Origin of the sequence: Saprospira sp. CCB-QB6 (assembly GCF_028464065.1) — a bacterium.
GTDB lineage: Bacteria > Bacteroidota > Bacteroidia > Chitinophagales > Saprospiraceae > Saprospira.
Window position 1 is genome coordinate 304,872 of the sequence record NZ_CP116808.1, and the last position, 13,339, is coordinate 318,210.

Genomic DNA, 13,339 nt, shown 5'->3' on the forward strand with positions numbered 1-13,339 from the left:
CGGCGGCAAGCCGCCTCGGTCTGGCCTGCGGCCACCCCTACACATCGCTAGGCCATTGACCACCAACTAATTAATAAGCCCTTCTAAAGGAACTAACTCTAAATAGTTGACTAAGGCATTCTTCTGCCCCAAAAAACAGTAATAGCCCAATGCCAATAATGGCCCTACATAATACAATAGGTACCCAAAATCTTTTTTATTGAAATAATATAAACTCAAAAATAAGGCGATTGCCGCTGCTGACAAAATAAATCCTAAATCAACAAATACGCCCCCCCTTGGCCAATCCAATACCGTATAACTCAAACCAATTAAGCCAAAACAATGCGCCAAAAAATATAACCAAAGCGGCGACATCGTCAAAGCCGATCTAGGCTGCCGAATTAAATTGCTCAAAGGAAGAAATAAGGCTGAAAATAATAGAGCTCCCGAGGCCCAGAAGATACTCAAATCCAAAGCCGGCCAATCCCAATACCAAAATATCCCTGAAAATAATAAACAAAAATGCCCTAATAACTGCGGGCCCGTCCACAACCAAAAACGATCAAAATTGGGCCGCTTGATAAAAGGAGATAATGCCCGCCAACTATTCCATAACATAAAGGCCAATAAATAGAGGTATACTATCTCCGTATTTTCAACCGAAAAATTTGCATACAACTGTCTACTGGCCTCCATCAAAAAGAAGAGCGCTAAGTCTATAAGCAGTAAGGCTAGTAAATTGCCTTTGACCTCTTCTTCCTCCCAATAATCTAAAATGCTACTCATTCGCCTATTTGTTGGCGGTTTTCTTATTAGAAAAACGACGCAAGAAACTCTCTTTATAGCCCAAACTCAACAAAGCATTGCGAAACTTTTCTACTTCTACAGCCTGAAAACTCGGATTCAAGAGACCAAAAGATACTCGATAATACCCATTAGCATAGCTAATGTGCAACTGCTTGGCCAAGTCTTCATTCCAAGCCGCTTTAGCCTGTAATTTTGATACATCCAAAAGCCGATCGGCTGAAAATTGCAAACTATGCGTCAAGGCATCTCCGTCTACAGACTCAAATAGAACATCTTCCTGTACAATGTAAGCGGCGTTAAAGCCCTTTTTCTTCACCTCTGCCAAGATGCGCTGAGCTGTTGCTTTTCCAAAGTACTTGCCCAAATAAATTCGGGTCAAGCCCTTATCTGTAGGCTCATAACTCAATACGCCATACTGGGCCAAAGGAGCAAAGATACTGCTGTCTATCGCCTGACTCATAGCGGCAATTCGCAGCTTATAAGTTCCTTCTACAATTTGGGCCTGTACTGCCGTCTGCCCCAATAACAAAAGGGCCAAAACACTCATGAATAATCTAATGGTCTGCATAAATTTATTTAAGTAAAAAATGATCGATTGATAATTTTAAGGTACAGCTTTTTTGTTGGACCAACAACAGTTTTTAATATACTTAAGGTTTGACAGGCGGCGAAGCCGCCGCAGGCTTAGGGATGGATAGCAGGGCCGCCAAAGGCGGCAGACCCAGCGGCTGAAAGCCGCGCAGGGCCGAGCGAACAGCGAGCTGCGACACAGCCCGACCTGAGCGAAGCGAGGGGAAGCCCCAAAACAACAGAAAACAAGCATTAGAAAAATTAAAGCCGAAGAGAAGCTCGACAAAACATAAAAACTTGTAGTTTCGTGCCGCAAGAACAAACAACCTATCTAGGCGGCAAAAATGGCGCTTGAGAACAAAACTATAGATCATGAAAAAAACAGCCTTACACCATATTCACGAACAACTTGGGGCAAAAATGGTCCCTTTTGCGGGTTATGATATGCCCGTTTCTTATGCGGGAATCAAAGCCGAGCATTTGGCCGTGCGTTCCTCTGTAGGTGTCTTTGACGTTTCGCATATGGGCGAATTTATTGTGCGTGGAAAAGAGGCGCTGGATTTGGTCCAATGGGTGAGCTCTAATGATGCCAGCCGTTTGGAGATTGGCGATGTACAGTATAGCTGCCTGCCCAATGAAGAAGGGGGAATTATTGACGACTTTTTGGTCTACCGCTTGGGCGAAGACCAATGTTCTGCAGGGGAACAAGCCTTTATGTTGGTGGTGAATGCCTCAAATATGAAAAAGGATTGGGATTGGTTGCAATCTCAAAATCGCTTTGACTGTGAGCTCATTGATATTTCGGATAAAACGACTTTGTTGGCCGTACAAGGCCCCAAAGCTACTGAAGCCCTGCAATCATTGACCGAAATGGCCTTGGGCGAGATGAAATATTATAGCTTTCAGAAAGGAAAATTTGCTGGCTTAGATAACGTATTGGTTTCGGCTACAGGCTATACCGGAGCTGGTGGATTTGAGATTTATATTCGCAATGAAGATGCGGAAGCCCTTTGGACCGCCATTTTTGAGGCTGGTGCCCCTTATGCTATTCAGCCTGTGGGCCTAGGTGCTCGCGATAGCCTCCGCTTGGAAATGGGCTATTGCCTTTATGGCAATGATATTGACGATACCACTTCTCCTATTGCCGCTGGTTTGGGTTGGATCACCAAATTGCAAAAAGGCGATTTTGTGGGTAAAGACAAAATTGCTGCGGTTAAGGAAAATAAGCCTACAGAAAAACTTTATGGATTGGTCATGGAAGGGAAACGTCCAGCTAGACAAGGTTATTTGGTTTATTCTGCAGCTGGAGAAGAAATTGGGCGCATTACTTCTGGCGGCCCCTCTCCTAGCCTAGAACAATCTATTGCCTTGGCTTATATCCAATCTAATTGGGCCAAAAAAGATACTGAAGTTTTGGTAGAGATTAGGGGCAAGCGCTTTGCGGCCAAGCTGCAGCGTCCTCCATTCTGGAAGGGATAAAGAACAAAAGCGGATCAGGGAGCTAGCTCCTTGATCCGCTTTTTCATGTTAAGAGAAAGTAATTTAGTGTTTCTCCTGTGCTTTCTTGATGGCCTCTTCTTCTAGAGAAGAGATTTTCAACTTATTGAGGTTGTCGCTCAATTGGGTACCCTCCATAATTTGTTGTTGGAGGCCAGAGAGCGTACCAGGGCTATAAGGCACCAAGATAGAGGCGTTTTTCTCTCCAATTTCCTTAACCGTGTCATAATGTTGGGTGAGCAACACAAACTGCATAATCTCAGAGGGAGAAACATCGCTAAGGGTATTGCTAAAGTCTTCTACCGAATCGGCAAAACCTTTAATAATGGCCAAGCGTTGTTCGGCCACCCCTTCCCCTTGTAGGCGTTTAGATTCTTTTTCGGCTTCGGCATCCTTAATCTTAGAGATTTTGCGACCTTCTGCATCTTCGGCAATGGCTTCTTTATTTCGGCGGGCGGCATTGATGCGGTTCATCGAATCTTTGACCAAGGGATCGGGATCAATATCTGTGATTAGGGTTTTGACAATGCGATAACCGTATTTTTCCATATGTTCCGCCAACTCCATACGAACCGCAGTGGCAATATCATCTTTGCGGGCAAAAACATCATCTAGATCCATTTTAGGCACTTCAGCGCGGACCACATCAAAGATATAGGAAGAAATTTGGCCATAGGGGTTATCCAATTCATAATAGGCCTCTTTCACCTTGGTATCCATAACTTGTACGTGCACCGAAGCTTGGAGCTTGACAAATACGTTATCCTTAGTTTTGGTCTCAATATGCACATCCATTTGCTGGATCTTGAGGTTAATTTGCTTGCTCACTTTATCTAAAAAGGGAACCACAAAGTTTAACCCAGGATGCAAGATGCGATTATAGCGCCCTAAACGCTCCACAATATGAGCAGAACGCTCTCTGACCATCTTGAAAGAAGAAAATAATACATAAAGAATAAGCCCTAAGGCGATCAAGGGGAGAAATTCCATGTTTACAATTTGTACTGATTCTAAAAAAGATATTGGGGCTTGGCTTTGTGTGCTTTTGCACATACAATATAATGCAAAAAGTCTTATTAAGGGTTCAGCTTTACAGCTAAAAAACATATTTTCCAGCTATCAAAAATGTACATCATGAACAAAAGACTAATTATCAGCAGTTTGTTTATCGCAGCTATTATTGCAGCCTGTGGCGGCCCAAATGAGAGCAACCTACAACAGAATAATAGCACGAGCAGCAACAGTACAAAGGCCCCAGAGAAAAAAGCCGTTAATGGCGCTATGGTCTACAAGAAAAACTGCGTGGTTTGTCATGGATCCGATGGTAAAATGGCCCTAAATGGCGCCAAAGTATTGCCCGAATCTACTCTAACACTAGAAGAGCGCATCACGCATATCAAAAAAGGGAAAGGCGCCATGCAAGCCTATGAAGGCGTGCTCTCTGAAGCTGCTATTAAGGCCGTAGCCGAATATACCATGCAATTTAAATAAATCATTTATGCCTTTTGAGCTTGAAAGCCAGCGCTTGGGCCTCACCCAACTGAGCAGTGAATATGCTGAGCAGGTACAAGAGTATCTGGTTCGCAATCGTTACTTTTTTCAGCGCTATATGCCCCGCTGGCCTCAAGCTTTTTGTCAATTAGAAAACATAGAGCTGCGACTCAATGAAGAAAAATGGCTACAGCAACAGCGCCGCTTTATTCGCTATTATATCTTTCATCGCAGCGATAACCAAAAAAATCGCATCATTGGCGATATCTCTTATAGCCACTTCATTTATGGCGCTATGCGCTCTTGTTTTTTAGGCTATAAGGTCGACCAAAGTTTCAATAATTTGGGCGTAGCCACAGAAGCCCTCCGCTTGCTCAACCCAGAAATTATGCAGCGCTTTGATTTGCAACGCATAGAGGCCCATATTATGCCCCAAAACAAAGGCTCCAGACGCTTAATCGAAAAACTGGGCTTCGAGCTAGAAGGCATCGCCAAGCAGTTTATTTGTATCAACGGACAATGGGAAGACCACTGCCGCTACGCCTTTGTCAAAGGCCTCAGCCAAGAAGAATTTCACTAATTTTTGGCCGCTTGCGCTCCCTTTTTACTAATTTCGCCCCCATGAATATCTTGCAACAAACCTGGGCCCTGATTAAGAAAGATGCCCGCATCGAATGGAGAAAGCGACAAGCTATTGGCGGCATTTTACTCTACGTTTTATCCACTACTTTTGTGGTCTATAGCATTGTGGGCGAAAAAACCTCTGGGGTGGTTTGGGCCGCTCTCTATTGGATTATCGTGCTTTTTGCCTCGGTTAATGCCGTGGCCAAAAGCTTTGTGCAAGAAAATCAAGAACGGCAGCTCTATTATTACTCGCTGCTGCAACCTTCGGCCCTCATTCTCTCCAAAATTTTCTACAATACGCTCCTGCTTTTTGTAGTTTGTCTCCTGTCCTATGGCAGTTTTTCGCTCATTATGGACAATCCCATCCGCTTTCAAGGCCTCTTTTTCTTGCTCATGTTTTTAGGCAGCCTTGGCTTTTCTATTGCCTTTAGTTTTGTGGCTGCCATTGCCGCCAAAGCCCAACAGGCCGCCACCCTAATGGCCATTCTCAGCTTTCCGATCGTCATTCCCATCCTGATGACGCTGCTGCGCCTCAGCAAAATTGCCCTGGGCCTAATGACCGACACAATGTATTATAAAGACATTTTCATCCTTTTGGCCATTGATCTCATCTTAGGCAGTATTGTCTTGCTGCTCTTTCCCTTTCTCTGGCGAGATTAGTTTCTTTTTTGGGGCTGCCCCTCGCTTCGCTCGGGTCGGGCTGTGTCAGGGCTCGCAGTTCTGCTCGGCCCTGCAGGCTTTTCGCTTCGCTCAAAAGCCTTTGGTCTGCGGCTGCGCCGCCCCCTTTTCCATCCCTCAGCCGAGAGGCTGGCTAAAGCCAGCCCCAGAACAAAAGCCTTTGGCCGAGCATAAGCGCTCAGCAGCCTTCGGCTGCTGTCAAAGCCCGCCCACCCTCCCCTCTTCGGGATTCCTTAGGGAATCCCTTGGGGGAGTTTGGGCCATTTTTTTTGGTCCTTTTTGCAGCAGACAGGCGGCAAAGCCGCCGCAAAGGAGCGCAGCGACGCGGCTGAGGGGCTGGAGCAGGGCCGCCGCAGGCGGCAGACCTAGCGGGCAGAGCCCGCGCAGGGCCGAGCGAGCAGCGAGCTGCGCAATGGCCCGACCCAAGGCCGCAGGCCGCAGGGGCAGCCCCAAAACAAAACGCCAAAAAAATGTATCTTAACATCTGGAAGAGTATTAGTGAAGTATTAAGAACATCTAAACCTAAAAACATGAGAACTTTTATTGCTCTTTTTCTCCTTTGCTTCAGTTTTCCCCTTTGGGCACAAATTGAATTTTCTTCTCCTCAGGTCCAAGCACTTTATGAAGAGGGGGTAGCGCGGCATGATGCGGGGAATTATGAGAAGGCGATTAGTCTTTACTCCGAGGGCTTAAAACAATGTAGTCAAGAAAATAAAGACCTCTTTTATACAGAATTAGCCTTGAGTTATCGCAATAAAAATGACTTTAAGAGCTCTAACAAATATGCCTTAAAGGTTTTAAAGAGTAGTGAGCGTTTTTACAAGCATGCTTTTCAGCAATTATCAAATAACTATTTAACACAAGAAGACTACAAAAAGCTACGCAAGTTGACCCAAAAAGCCATTAAGAAGCATGGCGAGCAAGTTATTTTTTTGCGCAACTACGCTTTTATTGCGTTAAGAGCAGAGCAGCTTGAAGAAAGTCAAAAATGGCTAAAAAAAATATGCCTAAGCGGCGATGCTGGAGGCCGCGACTTTGTTTTATTGGGCATTGTAGAAAGTGGATTGGAGCATATAGATGCGGCCCTTATGGCCATGACTTTCGGTCTTTTTTTGGAGCCCGAAAACAGCAAGGCTGATGTGGCCATCAGTTTTTTAGAGCAATACCTTTTTGGCGATAATTGGGAAAGTAGTTGCCAAGAACTGCGAAAGGCCAAAGAAGAAGAACGAGCAGCTGAGCTAAATATCAATTTTATGCCTCCCTTAGACTTAGACGGAGGCTTTAATGCTCTATCCTTAGAATTTTTGATGCCGCTTAGTCGAGCAACCTTATTGAGCAATGATGACATTAACATCTGTGCAAAAAATCATTTCGAGCAATTGGCCGCATTAACCGAAACGGCCTGGGGTATCCTCTTATCAGAAGGCAGCGTCTTGCAAGAAGAAGAAAAAGAACTGTATGCAGAGGTCTATCAGCCATTTTTCAAGGAATTTGAAAAAGAAGGGCGGAAAAAACTCTACTCCTACTATATTTTTTCGGGCACCGAAGAAGGGAAATACAATATGTTGAATGATACCGAGCTGCGGGTTATCATTCAAAAAATAGAAGAAGAACAAGGGCAGCGTTAACAGAGAAATGGCCGCTAGACTTCCGTCTAGCGGCCATTTCTTTATCTTAAAACTTGACGCCTGTTATTTGATAGGCAGCAGAAAGGGCGTCCTTCATGCTTCCTCGGGTACTAATTTCATCAGTATTGATGCCTAATTCGACAATAGTTTGGGCCACAGCGGGAGTAATGCCTGAAATAATACATTGGCAGCCCATTAGTCTTGCGGCTTTAGAGACCTTAATAATATGGTTGGCTACAGCGGTATCGACAACGGCAACTCCAGAGATATCGAGGATAAAGACTTTAGCTTGAGTCTCTCCAACATTGCTCAGAACGGCCTGCATAATTCCCTCGGCTCGTCTAGAGTCGATAATTCCGACAATAGGAAGCATAAAAATATCGTCCCAGAGGCGGGCAACGGGAGCTGATAAGGCCTCGTTTTGTGCTTTTAGCGCTTTGCTAGTTACATCATTATAGCTGCCGACTACTAATGCTACATCTAAACTTTGTCTTTGATTATAAGCCGAGAGCAACTCATAGCTTTGAATGCCTAGGCGTTCAAAAAGTGCTTTGAACAGATGCGTAAAGAGAACCACCCCATCATAGTAGAGGTCTAGGGGTAAGCCAATACGTGCATGCACATCACCAATGCGTTCGCGGTCAGCGATATATTCTTCATCTACTTTTTTGGACCAAAAGCTCGTCCAATACTTTTCGTGCAACTGCTTTAAGTGTTCTACATGTTCCTCAGAGCTAAAGTAGGCCGCAAAGGTAGGGTGGCTCATCATCTCCTCATAAAAATCCTCTATAACTTCATGTATTTCAGGAAGAATCAAAGCCGAGGCAGCATCGATCTCATCCATAGTGGAGTCAGTAATATAAAAACGAGACCGATACTCTTGGGCGCAATACTTAGTCATGGCAAGTAAAAATTAAAGCTGGTTATTGGCTAATAAACAGTCTTTATATTATTCAGTTTAGGTGTTCTACTGATGAGCTCTTAAAAAATCTAGATAAGTGACCTTTACTTCTAAGGTAGGAACAAGAACAGAGCACTTGGTTTAAGAGGCCGCAAATATATTTATATTTAAATAATTCAACGAGGAATGATATGTTATTGAAGTTTTAAGGGCTTATTTAGATTAGTTTTATAGTAATAGCTTTTTTTAGGGACCTTAGCAGGCTCTTAACAAGTCAGAAATAAACATCTATAAAATAGAGGAACTCATCTATTTTATAGCAGCCAAAACCACCACAAATAGAACACAAACCGCTAATAATCAACAAACAACACTTAATATGAATAAAATCATAAAGTTTTGTAAATGCATGTATGCACAACAAAAAAAAAGTGAAAACTGTTAGCTTTGCGCTATTGATAACCAAAAAGATGTTGAAACACCCTTTATATGCTTCGCCAAATTATTATTGCTGCTGTAGCAGTGCTTATTTTAGTTCTCTCCTTTGTTGTGGCTAGAGGATTATCTAAGCGACCAGAAACACAAAAAAAGGCTGAAACCGCAGCCATTCTGAAGAAAGTTCGAGCCATTACGGTAGAAAATCAAGAGATACAAACGGAAGTACAGCTTTATGGACGTTTGGTTCCCTTTGAAAAAACAGAGCTTTTTTCTGAGGTGGGCGGCCGTCTTTTGGCCACTTCCAAACCTTTTAGAGTAGGGACTCGCTTTGCTAAGGGCGAATTGCTCATTAAGGTAGATAAAAAAGAGGCAGAACTCAGTTTGCGGGCCCAAAGAGCCCAATTACTCAGTGTCATTACGAGTATGTTGCCTGATATTAAAATTGACTTTTCGGAGAGTTTGGAGCAGTGGGAAAACTACCGCAGCCAACTCAAGCCCGAGGCCCTTATTGCCGATTTACCTGAACCTAAATCGGAGCGAGAAAAGGACTTCTTGGCCCTAAAGGATATTTATAATCTATACTACAGCATTAAGAGTGCTGAAGAGCGCTTGACGAAATACGAACTGCGCGCGCCTTTTTCGGGAGAGCTCACAGAAGCCCTCATCAATACGGGTTCATTGATTCGGGCAGGCCAAAGAATTGGTAGCCTGATGAATATCAATGCCTATGAATTGCAGGCCTCTGTTCCATTAGTGGACCTCAAGTATATCAGTTTGGGAGATAAGGTACAATTGCAATCGGAGGATGTAGAAGGCGAATGGAGCGGAAGCATCAGTCGGATTTCTAGTACCATTGATGCAGCGAGCCAAACGGTAGCCATTTTTATTCGCGTATCGGGCCCCAACCTAAAAGAAAACATGTTTTTAACGGGAGAGGTATCTGCTAACCGTCTAGCTAATGTTATGGAGATTCCCCGTAAGTTATTGCGTGGTGATACCGCTGTTTTTGTCATTCAAGAGGGCAAAGAAAAAAGCCTAGCGCTACAAAGCATTCAGGCGGTGAAAATTTCGGAGCAAACGGCCTTAGTTAGAGGATTGGAGAATGGCCAAGCGCTTTTGGCTGAGCCCTTTCCTGCTGCTTATGAAGGCATGAAAGTAGAATTGGCCAATTAAATTTTGGTCCATTGAGGGCGGCTTGGCCGCCCTGGCCCCTAGGGCCAACGGCTGAGGGAAGGAAAAGGGCCAGACCGAAGCGCTTTAACGCTGACAACAAGACTGAAGGCCGCAGTTCGATGACCAAAGGGAATAACGGCCGAGCGCCCCGACCAACGGGAGCTGACGCAACGAAGCAAGTAATAGCGAGCCCTGACACAGCCCGACCCGCCCGAAGGGCGGGGCTGCCCCAAAAATATATTCTAACGATAAGTTCATTATGAAATCTATAGTATCCTTTTTTATTAAAAACTCGATTGCGGGAAATATCCTGATGGTCGTTATTCTACTCTTTGGCTTTTTTGGCTTAAAGAATATGAAATCGACTTTCTTTCCGCCTGCGCCCGAGAAATTCATCAATATCGAGGCGGTTTTGCCTGGTGCTTCTCCAGAGGAAATTGAGCAAGGTATTGTGCTAAAAATTGAAGAAAACCTGAAAGGCCTGACGGGGCTGGAGCAGGTTAATTCGGTTTCTTCTGAAAATGCTGCTTCTGTAACTGTTGAGATCAATAGTAATTTTGACATTGACTTGGTCAAGCAAGATGTGGAAAATGCGGTAAATCAAATTAGCTCTTTTCCTGCGGGCATGGAGTCTCTGCGGATTTACAAAGAAGAGAACCGCAACTTTACCTTTAGCTTTGCGCTTAGCGGAAATGTGCCTTTGAAAACCCTAAAGATGGAGGCGCGTCAGATGGAAGATGAGTTGCGCTCAACCCCAATTATGTCGAAGGTGACGCTTTCGGGCTTTCCAGATGAGGAAATTGAGGTAGCTTTTCGCGAAGAAGACCTCATTCGCTACGGCATTAGCTTTCAGCAAGCAGCCTTGGCCGTTCAGGCTAGTAACCTAGAGATTACGGGGGGGAGCATTAAGGGCCAAGAAGAAGAATTATTGGTTCGGGCCCGCAACAAAGGCTATTATGCCGAAGAGTTAAAGAATATTCCGGTCCGAAATACAGCAGATGGAGGGATTATCTATCTCTATCAGCTGGCTGACATAGAAGACAAGTGGGCCGATGACCCTGAGCGTAGCTTCATGAATGGGGAAAAATCGGTGGTCATTACTATTCAGAATACGGATGAGGAAGATTTATTGACCATTGCGGATTATATGCGCAATTATGTAGAAGAATACAACCTCAAAGCAGGTCCTATCCGAGCAACAACCATTCGAGATGGCTCAGTTACTTTGCAACAGCGGATTGACTTGTTGGTAGAAAATGGTGTGGTTGGTTTTATTCTGGTCCTTTTGGCCTTAGGCTTCTTTTTGCACTGGAGTATTGCCTTTTGGGTAGCTGCTGCTATTCCCATTTCCTTTGCAGGGATGTTTATTGTTGGGAGCTCTGCTGACTTGACGATCAATGTCGTTTCGCTCTTTGGGATGATCCTCGTAATTGGTATTCTTGTCGATGACGGTATTGTTATCGGAGAAAATATTTACGCCAAATACGAACAGGGCATGAACCACAACCAAGCCGCCCTAGAAGGAACCATGGAGGTTTTACCCGCCGTTATTTCGGCTATTTTGACGACCGTGGTCGCCTTCTCCATGTTCTTCTTTATTGAGGGACGCATTGGCGATATCTTTAGCAACATGGCTTTTGTGGTGATCATGACCCTTATCTTCTCCCTAGTAGAAGGTATACTGATCCTCCCTGGGCACTTAGCCCACTCTAGAGCCATGGCCAGAGATGCGAAAAAAACACTTTTTGAGCAGTTTTTCGATCGCTTGATTGGGGGAATGGATGCCTTTATGGGCTGGATGAGAGACCATCTCTTCTCTCCTGTTCTTCAACTTTGTTTGACGGGTTTCCAAAGAAGTTTACCTATTGCCGTTTTAGTCGGCCTAATGGTCCTTTCTGTAGCTGCGGTTAGTGGCGGAATGGTCAAAACGACTTTCTTCCCCTTCATTGAACGAGATAATATTGACATTACCCTCACCATGCCCGCAGGAACTCGAGAGCAAAATACCAATGAAATCCTCGCCTATATCGAAAAGAAAGCCTGGGAAGTCAATGAGATTTACAAAGCTCAAAGAGAAGATGGTAAAGACATCATCGAAAAGATTGAACGCAGCCTCGGTCCAGCCAGCTACAATGGCAAACTCGCCATTACCCTAATGGATGGAGAACAACGCGCTACTCCCGTTTTGGCCATTCAGGACTCTATCCGGGCCAAAGTAGGAACACTCATGGGGCCAGAAAGCCTCTCTTATGGCGGAAGCTCTATCTTTGGTAAGCCCGTATCTGTGGCTGTTCTAGGAACAGACTTGAAAGATATGGATGAGGCCGTAGAAGCACTCAAAAAGGAGCTAGAAGCTATTGAAGGACTCAAAGATGTTTTGGATGACAACCAACCCGGTCTTCGAGAAATCAATGTTTCGCTCAATGATAAAGGCCGCCAATTAGGCCTCAACCTACAAGAAGTACTCGCCCAAGTTCGTGGCGGTTTCTTCGGTGCCGAAGCCCAACGCCTACAAAGAGGCCGCGATGAGGTCCGCGTTTGGGTCCGCTACAAAACAGAAGATCGAGCCAATATCGGACAGCTAGAGAATATGCGCATCCGCTTTACCGATGGCCGCGAATTCCCCCTTTCTGAAATTGCCGACTTTAAGATTGAACGCGGCGTAGTGAGCATTAAGCACTTGGACGGAAAAAGGGAGGTAAAGGTAGAAGCCGATATCGCCAATAAAAGAGTTTCAGTTTCGGATATCACCACGCTCATCAAAGAGGAAATTACGCCCCGACTAAAGGCGCAATACCCCTCTGTAGAGTTCTCTTTTGAAGGCCAAAATAAAGAGCAAACCAAGAGTGCCAACTCAATCAAACAAGTTTTGCCCATCATCCTTATTTTGATGTTCATCATTGTGGCCCTGACCTTCAACTCTATTGGTCAAGCCCTGATCGTTTTTGGCATGATTCCCTTTGGCCTTATCGGCGTAATCTGGGGCCACTGGTTCCTAGATGCCCCCATTAGCTTTTTCTCCGTGCTCGGTATTATCGCCCTAATCGGAATTATGGTCAATGATGCCTTGGTCCTCGTTTCGGCCTACAATGGCTTTGTCAAAGAAGGCTTAGAACCCATGGAGGCCGCCTTCCAAGCGGGACGCTCTCGCTTCCGGGCCATTGTTTTGACCACGCTCACCACCGTTCTTGGTCTCGGCCCGCTCCTACTAGAAACTAGTTTTCAGGCGCAATTCCTCATTCCTATGGCTATTTCGGTTGCCTTTGGTTTGTTGGTGGCCACTGTGGTTACCCTTCTTCTTTTGCCCGCCTGTCTGCTGGTTGCCAACCGCTACAAATGGCTATCAGCCCAACTTTGGACCGGAGAAAGCATCCACCCTATTGAGGTAGAATCTGCCTATGAAGGCCGCAGAAACCATTTCTTCCTCTGGATTTTTGGCCTAGTCGTTATGCTGGCCCTCGTCCTCCTAATCATAAATTTATTCTAATCCTACTTAGCTAATTATAGAAGCCTCAGCTTTTGCTGGGGCTTTTTTGTTTTTTGGGGCCTC

The 13,339-nt window shown here is 44.9% G+C and carries 12 protein-coding genes; 7 read left to right on the forward strand and 5 right to left on the reverse strand.

Annotated features, from left to right (window positions below; all coding sequences use genetic code 11):
• Positions 1 to 66: 66 nt before the first annotated feature.
• The 3 genes from PPO43_RS01245 to PPO43_RS01255 all read right to left on the reverse strand — a co-directional run bounded on the left by PPO43_RS01245 (position 67) and on the right by PPO43_RS01255 (position 1,733).
• A complete protein-coding gene (locus tag PPO43_RS01245) occupies positions 67 to 768 on the reverse strand; it encodes a hypothetical protein (RefSeq protein WP_272619972.1) in 702 nt (233 codons plus the stop codon).
• Between the two features lie 4 nt (positions 769 to 772).
• Positions 773 to 1,357 (reverse strand): hypothetical protein, encoded by a 585-nt coding sequence (locus tag PPO43_RS01250; protein WP_272619973.1) that lies wholly within the window; start codon positions 1,355 to 1,357, stop codon positions 773 to 775.
• An 82-nt stretch (positions 1,358 to 1,439) separates the two neighbouring features.
• Entirely contained in the window at positions 1,440 to 1,733 is a 294-nt protein-coding gene (locus PPO43_RS01255; RefSeq protein WP_272619974.1) for a hypothetical protein, read from the reverse strand.
• Between PPO43_RS01255 and gcvT the strand changes: the two genes are divergently transcribed.
• Positions 1,732 to 2,838 (forward strand): glycine cleavage system aminomethyltransferase GcvT, encoded by a 1,107-nt coding sequence (gene gcvT / locus PPO43_RS01260; protein ID WP_272619975.1) that lies wholly within the window; start codon positions 1,732 to 1,734, stop codon positions 2,836 to 2,838. The two genes, PPO43_RS01255 and gcvT, sit on opposite strands and share 2 nt — an antisense overlap.
• 63 nt (positions 2,839 to 2,901) lie before the next feature.
• Here gcvT and PPO43_RS01265 read toward each other — a convergent pair whose 3' ends face one another.
• Positions 2,902 to 3,846, reverse strand: a complete 945-nt coding sequence (locus PPO43_RS01265; RefSeq protein WP_272619976.1) for an SPFH domain-containing protein — start codon at positions 3,844 to 3,846, stop codon at positions 2,902 to 2,904.
• Positions 3,847 to 3,990: 144 nt separating this feature from the next.
• On the opposite strand from PPO43_RS01265, the gene PPO43_RS01270 reads away from it, so the two are divergent.
• From PPO43_RS01270 to PPO43_RS01285, 4 genes are all read left to right on the forward strand, one after another.
• On the forward strand, positions 3,991 to 4,347 hold the full coding sequence (locus tag PPO43_RS01270; protein ID WP_272619977.1) for a c-type cytochrome: 357 nt from the start codon (positions 3,991 to 3,993) through the stop codon (positions 4,345 to 4,347).
• Between the two features lie 7 nt (positions 4,348 to 4,354).
• Complete coding sequence (locus PPO43_RS01275; RefSeq protein ID WP_272619978.1) at positions 4,355 to 4,927, forward strand: GNAT family N-acetyltransferase; 573 nt, start codon at positions 4,355 to 4,357, stop codon at positions 4,925 to 4,927.
• 41 nt (positions 4,928 to 4,968) lie between these two features.
• Positions 4,969 to 5,631, forward strand: a complete 663-nt coding sequence (locus PPO43_RS01280; protein WP_272619979.1) for a heme exporter protein CcmB — start codon at positions 4,969 to 4,971, stop codon at positions 5,629 to 5,631.
• A 488-nt stretch (positions 5,632 to 6,119) separates the two neighbouring features.
• A complete protein-coding gene (locus PPO43_RS01285) occupies positions 6,120 to 7,277 on the forward strand; it encodes a tetratricopeptide repeat protein (RefSeq protein WP_272619980.1) in 1,158 nt (385 codons plus the stop codon).
• A 46-nt stretch (positions 7,278 to 7,323) separates the two neighbouring features.
• On the opposite strand, the gene PPO43_RS01290 is transcribed toward PPO43_RS01285, so the two are convergent.
• Positions 7,324 to 8,178: a protoglobin domain-containing protein gene (locus tag PPO43_RS01290; protein ID WP_272619981.1), complete on the reverse strand. Its 855-nt coding sequence runs from the start codon at positions 8,176 to 8,178 to the stop codon at positions 7,324 to 7,326.
• Positions 8,179 to 8,667: 489 nt separating this feature from the next.
• Here PPO43_RS01290 and PPO43_RS01295 point away from each other — a divergent pair, with 489 nt between their 5' ends.
• Both PPO43_RS01295 and PPO43_RS01300 read left to right on the forward strand, forming a co-directional pair.
• Positions 8,668 to 9,789, forward strand: coding sequence for an efflux RND transporter periplasmic adaptor subunit (locus PPO43_RS01295; protein WP_272619982.1), 1,122 nt, complete (start codon positions 8,668 to 8,670; stop codon positions 9,787 to 9,789).
• A gap of 259 nt (positions 9,790 to 10,048) precedes the next feature.
• A complete protein-coding gene (locus PPO43_RS01300) occupies positions 10,049 to 13,276 on the forward strand; it encodes an efflux RND transporter permease subunit (protein ID WP_272619983.1) in 3,228 nt (1,075 codons plus the stop codon).
• Positions 13,277 to 13,339 lie beyond the last annotated feature (63 nt).

Coding starts and splice junctions, on each gene's coding strand:
- PPO43_RS01245 (WP_272619972.1), bottom strand. CDS start 768: ATGAGTAGCATTTTAGATTATTGGGAGGAAGAAGAGGTCAAAGGCAAT.
- PPO43_RS01250 (WP_272619973.1), bottom strand. CDS start 1,357: ATGCAGACCATTAGATTATTCATGAGTGTTTTGGCCCTTTTGTTATTG.
- gcvT (WP_272619975.1), top strand. CDS start 1,732: ATGAAAAAAACAGCCTTACACCATATTCACGAACAACTTGGGGCAAAA.
- PPO43_RS01255 (WP_272619974.1), bottom strand. CDS start 1,733: ATGATCTATAGTTTTGTTCTCAAGCGCCATTTTTGCCGCCTAGATAGG.
- PPO43_RS01265 (WP_272619976.1), bottom strand. CDS start 3,846: ATGGAATTTCTCCCCTTGATCGCCTTAGGGCTTATTCTTTATGTATTA.
- PPO43_RS01270 (WP_272619977.1), top strand. CDS start 3,991: ATGAACAAAAGACTAATTATCAGCAGTTTGTTTATCGCAGCTATTATT.
- PPO43_RS01275 (WP_272619978.1), top strand. CDS start 4,355: ATGCCTTTTGAGCTTGAAAGCCAGCGCTTGGGCCTCACCCAACTGAGC.
- PPO43_RS01280 (WP_272619979.1), top strand. CDS start 4,969: ATGAATATCTTGCAACAAACCTGGGCCCTGATTAAGAAAGATGCCCGC.
- PPO43_RS01285 (WP_272619980.1), top strand. CDS start 6,120: ATGTATCTTAACATCTGGAAGAGTATTAGTGAAGTATTAAGAACATCT.
- PPO43_RS01290 (WP_272619981.1), bottom strand. CDS start 8,178: ATGACTAAGTATTGCGCCCAAGAGTATCGGTCTCGTTTTTATATTACT.
- PPO43_RS01295 (WP_272619982.1), top strand. CDS start 8,668: ATGCTTCGCCAAATTATTATTGCTGCTGTAGCAGTGCTTATTTTAGTT.
- PPO43_RS01300 (WP_272619983.1), top strand. CDS start 10,049: ATGAAATCTATAGTATCCTTTTTTATTAAAAACTCGATTGCGGGAAAT.